The organism is Pseudomonas sp. Irchel s3h17, from assembly GCF_900187505.1.
Classification (GTDB): Bacteria; Pseudomonadota; Gammaproteobacteria; order Pseudomonadales; family Pseudomonadaceae; genus Aquipseudomonas.
Genome location: NZ_FYDL01000011.1, coordinates 140959 through 154674, shown reverse-complemented (window position 1 = coordinate 154674; position 13716 = coordinate 140959). Strand labels below are relative to the sequence as shown.

At 60.0% G+C, this 13716-nt stretch carries 16 protein-coding genes; 7 read left to right on the top strand and 9 right to left on the bottom strand.

The window, feature by feature from the left end; translation table 11 throughout:
* The first annotated feature begins 192 nt into the window (after positions 1-192).
* Entirely contained in the window at positions 193-693 is a 501-nt protein-coding gene (locus CKW25_RS17860) for an acyl-CoA thioesterase (RefSeq protein WP_095081167.1), read from the top strand.
* 114 nt (positions 694-807) lie between these two features.
* Here the strand turns inward: CKW25_RS17860 and pdxY are convergent, their stop codons facing one another.
* Entirely contained in the window at positions 808-1680 is an 873-nt protein-coding gene (gene pdxY, locus CKW25_RS17855) for a pyridoxal kinase PdxY (protein WP_095081165.1), read from the bottom strand.
* Positions 1681-1794: 114 nt separating this feature from the next.
* On the opposite strand from pdxY, the gene CKW25_RS17850 reads away from it, so the two are divergent.
* Entirely contained in the window at positions 1795-2196 is a 402-nt protein-coding gene (locus tag CKW25_RS17850; RefSeq protein ID WP_095081163.1) for a DUF3301 domain-containing protein, read from the top strand.
* A gap of 13 nt (positions 2197-2209) precedes the next feature.
* Here CKW25_RS17850 and CKW25_RS17845 read toward each other — a convergent pair whose 3' ends face one another.
* The 3 genes from CKW25_RS17845 to zigA all read right to left on the bottom strand — a co-directional run bounded on the left by CKW25_RS17845 (position 2210) and on the right by zigA (position 5130).
* The gene (locus CKW25_RS17845) at positions 2210-3181 is read right to left on the bottom strand and encodes a GTP-binding protein (RefSeq protein ID WP_095081160.1); all 972 of its coding nucleotides are present in this window, start codon (positions 3179-3181) and stop codon (positions 2210-2212) included.
* Between the two features lie 99 nt (positions 3182-3280).
* On the bottom strand, positions 3281-3922 hold the full coding sequence (locus CKW25_RS17840) for a DUF1826 domain-containing protein (protein WP_095081156.1): 642 nt from the start codon (positions 3920-3922) through the stop codon (positions 3281-3283).
* Positions 3922-5130 (bottom strand): zinc metallochaperone GTPase ZigA, encoded by a 1209-nt coding sequence (gene zigA, locus CKW25_RS17835; RefSeq protein WP_095081154.1) that lies wholly within the window; start codon positions 5128-5130, stop codon positions 3922-3924. Before zigA ends, CKW25_RS17840 begins: the two co-directional genes overlap by 1 nt.
* A gap of 137 nt (positions 5131-5267) precedes the next feature.
* On the opposite strand from zigA, the gene CKW25_RS17830 reads away from it, so the two are divergent.
* The 4 genes from CKW25_RS17830 to CKW25_RS17815 all read left to right on the top strand — a co-directional run bounded on the left by CKW25_RS17830 (position 5268) and on the right by CKW25_RS17815 (position 8256).
* Entirely contained in the window at positions 5268-5645 is a 378-nt protein-coding gene (locus CKW25_RS17830) for a glutamine synthetase (RefSeq protein WP_095081152.1), read from the top strand.
* Between the two features lie 88 nt (positions 5646-5733).
* A complete protein-coding gene (gene folE2, locus CKW25_RS17825) occupies positions 5734-6630 on the top strand; it encodes a GTP cyclohydrolase FolE2 (protein ID WP_095081150.1) in 897 nt (298 codons plus the stop codon).
* Positions 6627-7187 carry a DapH/DapD/GlmU-related protein gene (locus CKW25_RS17820; RefSeq protein ID WP_095081148.1) on the top strand — a complete coding sequence of 187 codons (561 nt, stop codon included), beginning with the start codon at positions 6627-6629 and terminating at the stop codon, positions 7185-7187. Before folE2 ends, CKW25_RS17820 begins: the two co-directional genes overlap by 4 nt.
* A gap of 166 nt (positions 7188-7353) precedes the next feature.
* Positions 7354-8256 (top strand): His/Gly/Thr/Pro-type tRNA ligase C-terminal domain-containing protein, encoded by a 903-nt coding sequence (locus CKW25_RS17815; protein ID WP_095081146.1) that lies wholly within the window; start codon positions 7354-7356, stop codon positions 8254-8256.
* Between the two features lie 32 nt (positions 8257-8288).
* On the opposite strand, the gene CKW25_RS17810 is transcribed toward CKW25_RS17815, so the two are convergent.
* Positions 8289-8810: a DUF3617 domain-containing protein gene (locus tag CKW25_RS17810; protein ID WP_095081144.1), complete on the bottom strand. Its 522-nt coding sequence runs from the start codon at positions 8808-8810 to the stop codon at positions 8289-8291.
* Positions 8811-8941: 131 nt separating this feature from the next.
* Between CKW25_RS17810 and cls the strand changes: the two genes are divergently transcribed.
* Complete coding sequence (cls, locus tag CKW25_RS17805; RefSeq protein WP_095081142.1) at positions 8942-10381, top strand: cardiolipin synthase; 1440 nt, start codon at positions 8942-8944, stop codon at positions 10379-10381.
* Between the two features lies 1 nt (position 10382).
* On the opposite strand, the gene cfaB is transcribed toward cls, so the two are convergent.
* The 4 genes from cfaB to CKW25_RS17785 all read right to left on the bottom strand — a co-directional run bounded on the left by cfaB (position 10383) and on the right by CKW25_RS17785 (position 13598).
* Entirely contained in the window at positions 10383-11570 is a 1188-nt protein-coding gene (cfaB, locus tag CKW25_RS17800; RefSeq protein WP_095081140.1) for a C17 cyclopropane fatty acid synthase CfaB, read from the bottom strand.
* 84 nt (positions 11571-11654) lie between these two features.
* Positions 11655-12443 carry a DNA-binding domain-containing protein gene (locus CKW25_RS17795; protein WP_095081138.1) on the bottom strand — a complete coding sequence of 263 codons (789 nt, stop codon included), beginning with the start codon at positions 12441-12443 and terminating at the stop codon, positions 11655-11657.
* Positions 12434-13279, bottom strand: coding sequence for a DUF692 domain-containing protein (locus CKW25_RS17790; protein ID WP_095081137.1), 846 nt, complete (start codon positions 13277-13279; stop codon positions 12434-12436). Before CKW25_RS17790 ends, CKW25_RS17795 begins: the two co-directional genes overlap by 10 nt.
* Before the next feature lie 67 nt (positions 13280-13346).
* Positions 13347-13598, bottom strand: coding sequence for a hypothetical protein (locus tag CKW25_RS17785; protein WP_095081135.1), 252 nt, complete (start codon positions 13596-13598; stop codon positions 13347-13349).
* Positions 13599-13716 lie beyond the last annotated feature (118 nt).

Below are 13716 nucleotides of genomic sequence, written 5' to 3'. Positions count from 1 at the left end.
AAGGCCCCTTGAGCGGGCTTTTGCAGCGTAACACCGCGACTTCTGGCAGAAAGGCGGTGCAATATATGGAAACAGATGGATTTGGGCGTGACGGCCAGCACTGGCGCGGCGTCCCGTTAAGGATGGTTTGAAAACTGTTCAAGTGCCCGTAGAGGCGCTCCCGTAATCCCTGCCTAGAACCGTGAGTGTGCTATGGAACCCGGAACCGCCCAGCTGTCGATGACGGTATTGATGACCCCTGACATGACCAACTTCTCTGGTAATGTCCACGGTGGCACCCTGCTCAAATACCTCGACGAAGTCGCTTATGCCTGTGCCAGCCGCTATGCCGGCCGTTACGTGGTGACCCTGTCGGTGGATCAGGTGATCTTCCGCGAGCCTATCCATGTCGGTGAGCTGGTGACCTTTCTGGCATCGGTCAACTACACCGGCAATACCTCGATGGAGGTGGGTATCAAAGTGGTGACCGAAAACATCCGCGAACGCTCGGTGCGCCACACCAACAGCTGTTTCTTCACCATGGTGGCGGTCGACGATCAGCGCAAACCCGCGCAAGTTCCCCCCCTGCAACCGCAAAACAGTGAAGACAAACGCCGGTTTATCCAGGGCAGGCAGCGCCGCCAGATACGACAAGAGATGGAACTGCGTTATCGAGAAATAAAAGCCGACGCTTTCGCCGCATCTTCAGAATAACGTCGCTCTTCAGGCAGTCTTCGCGGGAAAACTCGCTCCGACTGTGGATTTCTGTGATGTACACAGGTGTACATCATAGAAATCCCAGGGAAACGGACTTTCCCAGGATCGCCCTTAAAAGCTGATTGCAGTCGCCTCGAACTTCACCCGAGGGTGGGCAATGCGGTCCTGGGCCCGCACCAGTTCCAGCTCGTAGCTGGCGCAGGCCTGGGTTTCCAGCAGCACTTCATGCACCGCGGAGGCCGCGAACTCAAATGCGGCGACCAGGCTGTCGCCCAATAGCACACGGGCCAGGAACAGACCCGACGTCAGGTCACCCACGCCCACCGGCTGCCTCGGAAACGCCAACAACGGACGGCGCAGGTGCCAACTGCCTTCGGCCGACACCAGCAACATCTCGAAGCTGTCCGGCAACTTGCCGGGGTAGTCCAGATGCTTGACCAGCACCGCCTTCGGGCCACGGGCCAGCAGTGCACGCGCCATCGCCAGGCAATCGAACAACGACTGTGGTTTACGCCCGGAAAAGCTGTCCAGCTCAAGCTGGTTCGGGCACATGAAATCCGCCACGGCGGCCGCTTCATCCAACAGGAAGTCGCTGACCTCGGCGGGCACGATGCAACCCTTCTCCGCATGCCCCATCACCGGATCGCACAGGTACAACGCATGGGGGTTGATGGCCTTGATCCGCGCCACACCGCTGAGGATCGCCCGCCCTTGTGCCGCGCTGCCCAGGTAGCCCGACAATACCCCATCGCAGTTGCCCAGCTCACCAATGGCGGCAATCCCCTCCACCAGTTCCGGAATCTGATGTGGCGCCAGTATTTCACCGGCCCACTGGCCATACTGGGTGTGGTTGGAGAACTGCACCGTGTTGAGTGGCCAGACATTCACCCCGACCCGCTGCATCGGGAATACCGCGGCGCTATTGCCGGCGTGGCCAAAAACCACATGGGACTGGATGGCGAGCAGATGAGGTGTACGTTTCATGCGGGATTTCCGTAAACCGATTGAAATTCGAGCCGCGCAGTATGCGACTAAACCCAGCCTGTACGACAGACCAATGTCGCAGTTAAGCTGACGCTAATTAGTGGAGTTCTGTTGATGCTGACCCTGGGAAATATCTTCGTGCTGATGCTGCTGGCGACCGGTGCCGCGTGGCTGTGGCACAACCACGGCTTGCGTGAACGGGCCCTGGAGCGGGTCAAGCGGCATTGCAGCAAACTCGACATCGAATTGCTCGATGGCAATGTCGCGTTGAAAAAAATTGGTTTGGTCAAGGATGCCAACGGGCGGCGACGCCTGGCCCGGGTGTACAACTTCGAGTTCACCGTGACGGGTGAAACCCGCCATTGCGGCACCATCACCCAGTTCGGTGCCCATAGCGCGCAAATCGAACTGGCGCCCTACCCGGTTCCGTTCGAAGAAAAACCGGAGCCACCCATCCGTGCCGAGGTCATCGAGCTGAGCCAGTGGCGCCAGGACCACAACAAGTGGCGTGACTGACGCCTGCACAGCCTTACTCGGGGCTCACCCGACAGCTGGCCAAGCTCTCCTGCAGGTCGTTGACGTCCTGCAGGGCCTCGAAAATCAACTCGAGGCGCGAATCCTGGCGCCATTCACTGGGCTTCCATAGCAGCGCGGCGTTATCCAGCGCATTGGCTGAAACCCAGCCCTCGCCGCTGTGGATAACCAGCTTGGCCCGACGCCAATTCAATGCCTGCAGACATGCCTGGAGCCGTTCGAGATCGAACCTCTGGCCAGGATGCCAGCGCCAGCCGATGCTCCAGCCGCCGTCCTGCTGCTGGCTCAGGCAAATCGGCTGTGCCGGATCAGTCCAGACCGTCGGCATCTGCCCCGGGCCGTTGGGTACAGGAACGTTATCCACACCGCTGGTCGCCCGGCTCCCCACGCCCGGCAGCTCACTCAACGCCAGCTGCCCCTGCTGCGTCCACAGCAACGGGCGCTGTGGCAACTGGTCGGCGATCCGTTGGCGATCGCCCTGGCTGAGTGACTCCGCCTTGTTCAACAGCAACAATCCCACGCTTGGCAGTGCGTCCTGCTGCGAGGGTGGCAATGGCTTGCCAGCGGCCAGCGCCTGGGCATCAAGCACCAGGATGCATGGCTGGACCGCCAGTACACCCTGCCACGGCGCTTGGCTCAACTGCCTGAGCAACTGCGCCGGGTGGCCCAGCCCGGAGGGTTCGATAAACAAGCGATCAGGCCGTGACTGACGCAGCAACCGCCCAAGGCCGACCTGGAACGGCGCACCGTTGACACAACACAAGCAACCGCCGGCCACTTCACCCAGGGCGATACCGTCGGCGCCCGTGCTCAACAGCGCGGCATCAAGTCCAATCTGGCCGAACTCGTTGATCAGCACCGCCCAACGCTCTGTTTCCGGACGTTGTGCCAGCAGGTGCTTGATCAGACTGGTCTTGCCGGCTCCCAAGGGACCGGCAATGACATGGGTGGGAATGTTCTGCAGCATGGTTGGCGTTTTCACAGCAGAGGGAGCGTCACAAGAGAATGACACCAATATGCCTGAGCGCCTGGCGATTCACTATCAAGACCTCGCCCACCCCCTGGCTCAGGCGAGCCAGTCGAGCGTCAGGATCAAGCGGCGCTCACCGGGAGCCGGTTGCGGCGACCGGTGGATCAGCCCAAGACCTTCATTGCCCTGCCACTTCTCGCCCTTGAGCAACGCCACTTCGCCACACAGCATTTGCTGGTAAGCCTCGGGCTCGGCCTGGGCGTTACCCAGTTGCTGGCGACTCATCACGTCCTCCTTGAGCCACTGGCTGCCGATGCCGGCGTATGTGGTGATCAGCCGGACCGGCACGTGATCGACGTGGAAGCGCGGGCACATGGCTTTATCCAGCACCCGCACACGCACCCCGATGCGCCGGGCCCCGAGCAAACAGGCAAACGCGCTGACCAGCCATGAGACATCGGCGATAAAGCCTGTATAGCCCTCAAGATCACTGAGGCAGGCCGCCAGACTGCGCAGGTCAGGCTCTTCCTCGTCCGTCGCCAACTCCACCACCAGCGACTCGGCCAGCGGTGGGTTCCGGGACAACACCAGTGCGCCGAAATCAGCGATATGGACCGGCAACCGGCGCTGCCAGAGGGCAAGGTTGGTCCCGTCTTCAAGTATTTGCGCCAGGATTTCAGGGGATTGGCCCGCGACCTGACGGATCATCGGGTCTGCCTTGAACACCGACGCCAGCATCACGCGGCCTCCTCGTCGAACCAGGGACCGAACGGGTCGGCCATCAGCCGCCACCCCTCAACGCCCAGCGCCATTTCGTCATCGCTGAGCAGGCACTCATCAAGGTCTGCAGTGAGCCGGGGGAAATCGATATTCTGACCGATGAACACCAGTTCCTGACGGCAATCTCCGGTGGCAACCGTCCAGTTCGCCATGATCGCTGCGGTGCTCTCCTGGTCCTGTGGCCACTGGGTTTTCGGCACAAATCGCCACCAGCGACCGGCGAACCCGTGACGCATCAAACCACCGGCCTGGGACCAACTACCGGCGTCCTGGTGTTTGCTGGCCAACCAGAAAAAACCTTTGGAGCGCAGCAGTTTTCCGTTCACCCAAGGGCGATTGATGAAGCTGAAAAACCGTTGGGGGTGAAAAGGCCGGCGTGCCCGGTATGCCGTTGAGGCAATGCCGTATTCGGTGGTTTCCGGCACATGTTCGCCGCGCAGTTCCGTCAACCAGCCCGGGGCCTGAGCAGCTCGTTCAAAGTCGAAGCGGCCCGTGTTGAGGATCTTGTTCAGCGGCACCTCGCCCATCACCATCGGGATAATCTGCGCCTGTGAGTTGAGGCGTTCGAGGATCGCCATCAACTCCGCCCGGTCGGCGCTGCTGATCAGATCGATCTTGCTGATCAGCAGCACGTCGGCGAATTCGATCTGCTCGATCAGCAAGTCGGTAATCGAACGCTCATCCTCGTCACCCAGGGTTTCCCCTCGCGAGGCCAGGCTTTCGGCCGCCTGGTAGTCGGCCAGGAAGTTCATGCCATCGACCACCGTGACCATGGTGTCGAGCCGTGCGATGTCGGCCAGGCTTTGACCCTGGTCATCACGAAAGGTGAAGGTTTCCGCCACCGGCAGCGGTTCGGAAATGCCCGTGGACTCGATCAGCAAGTAATCAAAGCGGCCATCCCGGGCCAGCTTGCCAACCTCTTCGAGCAGGTCTTCGCGCAGCGTGCAACAGATGCAGCCGTTACTCATCTCGACCAGTTTTTCTTCGGCACGATTCAGGCTGACATCACGCTGGACCTCACTGCCGTCGATGTTGATTTCACTCATGTCATTGACGATCACCGCCACCCGAAGGTTGTCGCGGTTGCGCAAAACGTAGTTCAGCAGGGTGCTTTTTCCGGCACCGAGAAAGCCGGAGAGCACGGTAACGGGGAGACGATTGGGCATCAGGTGTTCCTCATCAGGAGCGGCCAGTCGAGCGAGTCGCTAATGTTATAGTATAACAATGCAAATACGCCAATCCCCCTTGCCCCCAACGGCGAAGGGCGCAATGCTGGCCCTGCTCCCCCCTCAAGAGAAACCCGATGTACATCGCCCTTAAATACTCACTGCTGAGTCTTGCCCTCATGCTCACGGCCAACGCTTTCGCCCAGGCCCCTGACCTGGCCACCTGCACACGCAGCGCCAATCTGCTGGCCTGTATGGACCGGGACGGTAATGCCTACAGCGTCGCCACGGCAGGCAACACGACTTATATGCGAGGGTTTGAAGTCAGCGGTAAACGCCGTTGGGTGCAGACCACCAGCCGCTACGGGCAACTGACCTTCTTCACCGGGCTGGCGTCCGACGGCGAAGCCTGGGTCGGCTACAGCCGCCGCGTTGGCTGGACCACCCTTAATCGGTTTTCCAGCTCCGGCGGATCCAGCGGAAAATTTACCTGCAGCCGGCTCACGGGCTGCTAGATCGGGTTGCTTGCGAGCTCGAAAAAACTATCATCGATTCAAATGTTATTATATAACATGACGATCATTTCCAACGATGGACCTGCCCATGAATGCGCTGACTCTGCCGGATATCGCCGCGCAGGCCTCACGCCAAGCCTTGCCACTCGACTGGGTGGGCATGTGCGGCATTGCTCTTCCTGTGGTGCTCGATGGCCAGCGCGTGAGCGCAAAAGCCGATGCGGGTGTCAGCCTTGATGACGGCGAAGCCCGTGGTATTCATATGTCGCGCTTGTATCTGGCGCTGGACATGCTTGAGCAGGAGCCCCTCACTCCTGCGCTATTACGAGGTGTGCTGCAACGTTTCCTCGACAGCCACGCCGGTTTATCCACTTCGGCTTACCTGCGCATTCACGCCGATCTGCTGCTCAAACGTCCCGCCTTGATCAGCCCGTTGGCCGGTTGGAAAAGCTATCCGATCAGCATTGAAGCGCGGTTGGAAAACCAAGTGTTCCACGTGGAACTTAATATTGAGGTGACCTATTCGTCCACCTGCCCCTGTTCGGCGGCACTTTCACGGCAACTGATTCAGCAGCAGTTTGTCGACGATTTTGCCAATAAACCGTTGCAGCACACCGACGTTCTGGCTTGGCTCGGCTCTTCCAGCGGCATCCTTGCAACCCCCCACAGCCAACGCAGCAGCGCACAGTTGCAGTTGTGCCTGGACGACTATCTGGATGACCTGCCACTGATAGCCGCGATCAATGACGCCGAAGCAGCACTGGGAACCGCCGTTCAAACGGCGGTAAAGCGCGCGGACGAACAGGCGTTTGCCCTGGCCAATGGCCAAAACCTGATGTTCTGCGAAGACGCCGCACGCCGTCTGAATCAGGCGTTAAAACGCTCTCCTGGGATCAGGTCGTTCCGTCTGCGGGTCGTGCATGCTGAAAGTCTTCACGCTCACGATGCGGTGGCAGAGAGTCACTGGAACGGAGAGACCGCATGATTCGCAAGAACCCCTCCGGCGACTTGCCGTGGATTGCCGAGTCGGCCTATGTCGATAAAACCGCGATCATCTGCGGCAAAGTGGTGATTGGAGAAAACGTGTTCGTCGGCCCCTATGCGGTGATTCGCGCCGATGAAGTCGACGACTCAGGGCAGATGGAGCCGATCACCATCGGCGCCAATTCGAACATTCAGGATGGCGTGGTGATCCACTCCAAATCCGGGGCGGCGGTGACCATCGGTGAGTACAGTTCGATTGCCCACCGCTCCATCGTCCATGGCCCGTGCACTGTCGGCGATCGGGTGTTCATCGGCTTCAACAGCGTGCTGTTCAACTGCGTGGTGGGCGATGGTTGCGTGGTGCGACACAATTCGGTGGTGGATGGGCGGGACTTGCCGAGTGGCTTCTACGTCCCCTCCACCACCCGCATTGGCCCCGGTACCGACTTGTCCAGGTTCCCGTCAGTCAGTGTCAGCGCCTCGGAGTTTTCCGAAGACGTCGCGCGCACCAACGTCGATCTGGTGCGTGGATACAAAGCCCTGCAGAACGAATTCTGAGCACGCATGGACAGCGTGCCGAGTGGTCGTCGACTCTCGCTCAGTACGAAGAGGGTATCGGGGCACATTGCCAGACCACCGAACGTCTTAATGACAGATGTCAGGGTTTGCCATTACGGTTCATGCGTTAAATCCCGTTATGCGTGCAACACAAGGATCGCTGACGATGATTCACATCACTTTGCCTGACGGCTCACGGCGCGAGTACGACCAAGCGCTTTCCATTTTCGAAATCGCCGCGAGTATCAGTCTCGGCCTGGCCAAAGCAGCTGTGGCCGGGCGGGTGAATGGCTCGTTGGTCGATTGTGGATTTCTGATTTCCGATGACACGCGGGTCAGTATCGTCACGGTGCGCGAACCGGAGGGACTGGAAATCCTGCGCCGCTCGTGTGCACTGTTGCTGGCGATGACGATCCGGCAGCTTTATCCCCATGCACAGGTACTAGAAGGCGCGGTGGTCGGTGATGGCTTCTACTGCGAGTTTGCCCACGAACACGCGTTATCTGCCTATGACCTGCAAAACATCGAAACCCGCATGCACACCCTGGCAGCGACCAACCATTCCATGTCTCACCTGCTGTCGCGGTACCCCTCGACTACCCTCACAGTGAGTGAGGGGCCACACGTACCCTCGACCAGCGTGATTCAGGCGTTCACCCTGAACCACCTCGGCGGTACATCACGGCAACGGATTTATGGCGTGTGCTGGGCCAGCCAGCACGAGCTCGATGAATGGCGGGCACCGCAACACGTCATGGTGATGAACATTGACGAACGCCAGATCGACTACACCCAAGCCGTCACCGATGCGCTGCGTCGTGCCGGTTTGCGTGCCAACTCCGACGTACGCAACGAGCACATCAGCAGCAAGATTCGTCTGCACCGCCAGCAGGCAGTGCCCTATCTGCTAGTGATCGGAGACAAGGAACTGGACGGTGGGTTTGTCAGCTTGCGCAGCAACGTGGGGGAGGATCTGGGGCAGATGAGCGTCGAGGCGGTATGCGCGCGATTGCGGATGGGTGTGGGGCATGACCAGGCCTTCGCTGACGAGCCCGCGTCTACCACCTGAATGGCGTAGGCACGGGCTCATCAGCGAAGCATTCAGGCGCGAGGCTTGACGGTCCCGCAGTCCTGTCCCAACCACACGGCGCGGGTGTCCATGCTGCCCGTTTGCTGGATACCGGTCGCGTTGAAGGTACCGTTGACGGTGGTGTTGAACTCTCGGTCGCTAAGGAAGGTAGCAACACCGGCGCCCTGGGCTTTCGGGCAACTGAAACGGAATTTCCACTGGTTGCCGGTGCGGTCGGTAATCTCCTGCTTGCAACCCGACTGAGGGTCTTGCAGCGGAATACTGTCGGTTTGAACCTGCGCCTGTGTCAGGCACACGCGAATACCTTTACCGCCCATGTTGATGCCCTGCTTCTCCAGCGCCGCCTTTTGCTCCGGGGTGATTTGATTGCCCAGCTGGCTGAGGATCAGTTGCAGATCCGGCAGGTTCTGGTTATCGACCTTCATGTTGCTTGACGTCAGCTCCCACAAGCCCGGCTGCAGCATCTGCGCCTGAGCAGCCAACGGTAGTGACAAGCCAGCAGCCATGACCAAACCCAGCAGACGTACATTCATCGAGTAACTCCCGTTCAGTAATGGCCGTTAGACGTCGCCAGGCGACTTCGGTTGCATGCTCAATTAAATAGCGACATTCGTCGTGGAACATGGTCTGTTAAGGGTTGAACTCTCAGGAGCAAGGTCGCCCCATGGATTTTTTTGGACCCCACCTTTTCGCTTACCTGATCGCGCTCATTCATTCCCTGGGCACGATCGCGGCCATTCATGCCGTACTGACCGTCAGGACGGCCCAAGGCTCGATCGCCTGGGCCCTGTCGTTGGTGTTCATCCCTTACCTGACGCTCATCCCCTATCTGGTGTTCGGTCGCAGCACGTTCGACGCCTACATCAAGGCCCGTCGCCAGGCCAACGAAGAAATGCGCAAGGCCATCACCGACCTCAACTGGCGCCCCTGGATCGAGGAAGCGTTGACTGCCCGCGCCTCGAAAGCCTACACCTCATTGCGGGCGATGCCCAAGCTGGGACGCATGCCGTGCCTGGCCAACAATCAACTGCGCCTGCTGATCAATGGCCAAGCCACCTTCGAGGCGATTTTCGAGGCCATCAGTCACGCACGCGAAGCGGTGTTGATTCAGTTCTTCATCATTCATGACGACCATCTGGGCCGACGCTTGCAGACGCTGCTGCTGGAGAAAGCCGCGCAAGGTGTGGCGGTCTACTTGCTCTACGACCGTGTTGGCAGCCACTCCCTGCCCCGCAGCTATGTGCAGGCATTGCGTGACGCGGGGGTGAACGTCAAGGCGTTCGCCACCCGCAGTGGCTGGCTCAACCGGTTCCAGGTCAACTTCCGCAACCACCGCAAGATCGTCGTGGTCGACGGCGTGCAGGGCTTCGTTGGCGGGCACAACGTCGGGGACGAATACATGGGTGCCAAGGCGCCACTGTCACCCTGGCGCGACACGCACGTTGGCGTCTGCGGCCCGGTGGTGGCGTGCATGCAGGAGTCGTTTGCCGAAGACTGGTTCTGGGCAGCACGAGCGCTCCCGCCCCTGATCCTGCCGCAGAGCTATCCCGACGAGGGCGTACTCTGCCAATTGCTGGCCAGCGGCCCGGCAGACCCTTACGAAACCTGTTCGTTGTTTTTCGTCGAGGCCATCCATGCCGCGACCGAACGCGTGTGGATCACCAGTCCGTATTTCATTCCTGACGAAGCCGTGTTTGCCGCGCTGCGCCTGGCGGTGCTACGCGGTGTCGATGTGCGGATTCTGTTGCCGTCACGACCGGATCACCGGATCGTCTACGCCGCTTCCAGTCTGTATGCCTTCGAAGCTGTTCGCGCGGGGGTCCGGGTGTACCGCTATCGACCCGGTTTCCTGCACCAGAAAGTTGTGTTGATCGACAGCGAAATCAGTGCCATTGGCAGTGCCAATCTGGACAACCGTTCATTCAGGCTGAACTTCGAAGTGATGTTGCTGACCGTCGACAGTGCATTTGCCGGTGAAGTGGAGCGCATGCTCAACGACGACTTCGCCCTGGCCAGTGAGATAGACAAGGACGAAGGCCAGGAGACCCACCGCCTGCAACAACTTGGCATGCGGATCGCCCGGCTTATTTCACCGATACTTTAATTCAAGGGTTGTAGATATCGTCACGGGTCCAGGGGAGCTCGTGACTGCCGTCGGAGTGGGCCTTGACCGCGAGGATCTGGTGCAGGTTGATCCAGCCCCGTGCGAACGCGTAGGCGCAACCTGCCAGGTACAGCCGCCAGATCCGCAAGGCTTGTTCCGGCACTTCCTTGGCGGCGGTCTCAAGGTTGTCCTCCAGCCGCTCGCTCCAGTGATCCAGCGTACGTGCGTAGTGCAGGCGCAGGCTTTCGACATCGACGATTTCCAGCCCGACCTCACTGATCTGGGCACACATCATCGCCAGGTGCGGTAACTCGCCATTCGGGAAAACATAGCGCCCGATGAACTCCCCCGCCCCGCGCCCGACTGGTCGGCCATCGGTGTGCTTGGCGGTAATGCCATGGTTCATCACCAGGCCGCCTTCACGCACCGCACCGAACAGAGTCTGGCAGTACTCAGGCAGGTTGGCGTGGCCGACATGCTCGAACATGCCGACACTTACCACCTTGTCGAACCGACCGTCCTGGGGCAGATCACGGTAGTCGAGCAACTGCAGCTCAACCAGATCCTGCAACCCCTCATCGGCCACCCGTTCACGGGCCAGCGCCAACTGCGCCTTGCTCAGGGTGATGCCAAACACCCTGGCCCCGAACTCCCGCGCGGCATAACGCGCCAACCCTCCCCAACCGCAGCCTACATCCAGCAGGTACTCGCCGGGTTGCAGCCGTAGTTTGCGACACAGGTGACGGAATTTCGCTTGCTGGGCTTGTTCCAGGGATTCACTCCCAGTCTCGAAGTAGGCACAGGAGTACGCCATGTCACTGTCGAGCCAGAGCTGATAAAACGCGTTAGAGAGGTCGTAGTGATAGGAAATGGCCGCCGCGTCAGTGGCTTTGTCATGGACCGTGCGCACGGGTTGATTGCCGTCAACGTCCTCCAGCAGTGCCTGGGTCCACTCATCACAGACCCGGATCACATCGCTGATCGAACCCTCGAGCTCAAGCTTGCCTTCAACAAAGGCCGCACCGAGCAGGTCAAGGCTGGGATGGATGAATTGCGGCACCAGTTGCGGATCCTTGACCACAATCGTGACGGTGGGCGCAGGGCCCAGATTGAATTCATGGCCGTCCCAGAGTCGCAAGCGAAGCGGCAATTGCAGATTCTGTAAGGCCGGCGGAAGTTGCACGAGCATGAATAATCCCCCTTGTTTCAGACGTCTGAACTGAGGGTAGACCATCGTGAAAAATAAGCTGGCTACCGAATAAATAGCCTTTTCCTATGAATCACGACGGAGCAATAAGCTGTCGTAAACCCACTGTTTCAGCCAGGTCACGGCCTGAAGAGGTGCGCCCTCTCCATAATTGACTGTCAATTGTGCGCACAGTTCGGCGAAATTCCAGCCTTCCTTGACCATGCCACTGAGCGCCCACGCCTCATCGGGCGGCAGGCTGCGGTAATGGCAGATCAGGCCTGCACGCCAGACCACGACCACCTGCGGCGCATCCAGCTTCCGGCGGCCCGGGAATTCAGTCCCATCCTTCACCGAGCGCCACAGCGCAACACTGTTGAAGCCGCATTCCAGCCACTGAACGCACGGCCGGAACCCGAGTTGCAGCGCCGGCCACTCCTCCGGCGACAGGCTGGCCATGCTCTCCATCGTCAGCGGCTCATGCTCGGCGGCATCGAAGGCCAGGGTGAACGCCCACTCCAAATGTGCCAACTCAGCCAAGGGTGCGCCCTGCGCCTCGACCAGATGAATACGGATGAACGCCTCGAATCCACTGCCCAGCCAGCGCAAGCTATAGTGTGCCGATGGATTCTGGCGCACGTACTGTGCCGTCAGTTGATCGAACTCTGCGTCACCCAGCCAGTGCCGGATCGCCGGAAAGTCATCACGCAGGACGTCCTGCAACCTGGCCTGATAAGCGTTGTGGTAAATCGCCAACCCCGTCTCTACATCCAGGGTCGGCCCACCGGTCAGCGTGCGCGCCAAGGCGGAGTTGGCCGTGGCCTGCTCTCCAAGCAGGTAGCTTTCAAAAGCCCGTTGCCACTCGTTCAGGCGCATTCGAGTCTCCGAGCCAGCGTGGCCTCACCCAACTCGCGGGCTTTTTGCAACTCGGCGAGCAGTTCTTCAAACGGCGGAAAATGGTCATCACGCTCAAGCAAGGTCGCAACGGGACCGAGGTGGTCGAGGGTTCGTTGGTACAGCGCCCAGACCGGATCACTGACCGGGTGGTCGTGGGTGTCGATCACGTAGTCGCCGTAATCCTGATGGCCCGCCAGGTGCAATTGCCGGATACGGTGTGCCGGCAACGCCTCGATGAATGTCCAGGCATCGAAGCCATGGTTACGGGAGCTGACGTAGACGTTGTTCACATCCAGCAGTAGCTCACAACCGCTGACCGCACTCAACGCCGCCAGGAACTCCCACTCACTGAACTCATCACCCGCCGCGCGCACATAACTGGAGACGTTCTCCAACACCAACGGACGCTGCAACACGTCCTGCACCTGCTGCACCCGGCCAGCCACATAACTCAGGCTTTCTTCGGTGTAGGGCAGCGGCAGCAGGTCATGCAGCTGATGGGCGTTGCCCCGGCTCCAGCACAAATGATCGGAAATCCACGCGGGCCTGACCCGCTCGGCCAATGCCTTGAGTTGCTGCAGATAGTCAGGGTCAAGGGCATGGGGCCCACCGATGGACAGCGACACGCCATGCATCACCAGCGGATAACGCTCGGCAATGGCATCCAGGTAGTACAGGGCCTTGCCGCCCTGCACCATGAAATTCTCGGAGACGACTTCAAACCAGTCCACTGCCGGCGACTGTTCCAGAATCTGTTGATAGTAGGCACTGCGCAAACCCAGGCCGTAGCCGAGGCTGGAGGTGGAAGCGGACATTGCAGACTCCTCGCAACGTGGCCGCAGTGGTGAACAAGGCACCACTGCGGTAGCACTCGGTCCTCGGTTACTCGCCGACTTTGCCACCCGCCTTTTCACAGGCTGCCTGGGTCATCGCCTTGAAGCCCTGGCCTTTGCAGGCACCCATGCCTTTACACGCGTGGTCTTTGGTCTTGCAGTCGTTCTGCCCTTTGCAGGCGTTCACTCCATAGCAGTGAACATTGGCATCGGCAGCCGAAGCCGTGGTGGCGACACCGGCAAACAGGGTGGCGGCGGCCAACGCGAGGGCGGCACCGACGGCAGCGGTTTTCATGGTCATTTTTCTTATCCTCGATAATCGACAGGGGTGTCGGCTGGAAAGGTGTTCAGTCCCGACATAGCACTAGAGAGCACTGCCCCGACGGCGTTACAGCCGACATCGAAAAAAAGAAAAGAAC

What these genes read in the sequence shown, in the direction of transcription:
- CKW25_RS17860 (WP_095081167.1), top strand. Translation starts at nt 193, where the DNA reads ATGGAACCCGGAACCGCCCAGCTGTCGATGACGGTATTGATGACCCCT.
- pdxY (WP_095081165.1), bottom strand. Translation starts at nt 1,680, where the DNA reads ATGAAACGTACACCTCATCTGCTCGCCATCCAGTCCCATGTGGTTTTT.
- CKW25_RS17850 (WP_095081163.1), top strand. Translation starts at nt 1,795, where the DNA reads ATGCTGACCCTGGGAAATATCTTCGTGCTGATGCTGCTGGCGACCGGT.
- CKW25_RS17845 (WP_095081160.1), bottom strand. Translation starts at nt 3,181, where the DNA reads ATGCTGCAGAACATTCCCACCCATGTCATTGCCGGTCCCTTGGGAGCC.
- CKW25_RS17840 (WP_095081156.1), bottom strand. Translation starts at nt 3,922, where the DNA reads ATGCTGGCGTCGGTGTTCAAGGCAGACCCGATGATCCGTCAGGTCGCG.
- zigA (WP_095081154.1), bottom strand. Translation starts at nt 5,130, where the DNA reads ATGCCCAATCGTCTCCCCGTTACCGTGCTCTCCGGCTTTCTCGGTGCC.
- CKW25_RS17830 (WP_095081152.1), top strand. Translation starts at nt 5,268, where the DNA reads ATGTACATCGCCCTTAAATACTCACTGCTGAGTCTTGCCCTCATGCTC.
- folE2 (WP_095081150.1), top strand. Translation starts at nt 5,734, where the DNA reads ATGAATGCGCTGACTCTGCCGGATATCGCCGCGCAGGCCTCACGCCAA.
- CKW25_RS17820 (WP_095081148.1), top strand. Translation starts at nt 6,627, where the DNA reads ATGATTCGCAAGAACCCCTCCGGCGACTTGCCGTGGATTGCCGAGTCG.
- CKW25_RS17815 (WP_095081146.1), top strand. Translation starts at nt 7,354, where the DNA reads ATGATTCACATCACTTTGCCTGACGGCTCACGGCGCGAGTACGACCAA.
- CKW25_RS17810 (WP_095081144.1), bottom strand. Translation starts at nt 8,810, where the DNA reads ATGAATGTACGTCTGCTGGGTTTGGTCATGGCTGCTGGCTTGTCACTA.
- cls (WP_095081142.1), top strand. Translation starts at nt 8,942, where the DNA reads ATGGATTTTTTTGGACCCCACCTTTTCGCTTACCTGATCGCGCTCATT.
- cfaB (WP_095081140.1), bottom strand. Translation starts at nt 11,570, where the DNA reads ATGCTCGTGCAACTTCCGCCGGCCTTACAGAATCTGCAATTGCCGCTT.
- CKW25_RS17795 (WP_095081138.1), bottom strand. Translation starts at nt 12,443, where the DNA reads ATGCGCCTGAACGAGTGGCAACGGGCTTTTGAAAGCTACCTGCTTGGA.
- CKW25_RS17790 (WP_095081137.1), bottom strand. Translation starts at nt 13,279, where the DNA reads ATGTCCGCTTCCACCTCCAGCCTCGGCTACGGCCTGGGTTTGCGCAGT.
- CKW25_RS17785 (WP_095081135.1), bottom strand. Translation starts at nt 13,598, where the DNA reads ATGACCATGAAAACCGCTGCCGTCGGTGCCGCCCTCGCGTTGGCCGCC.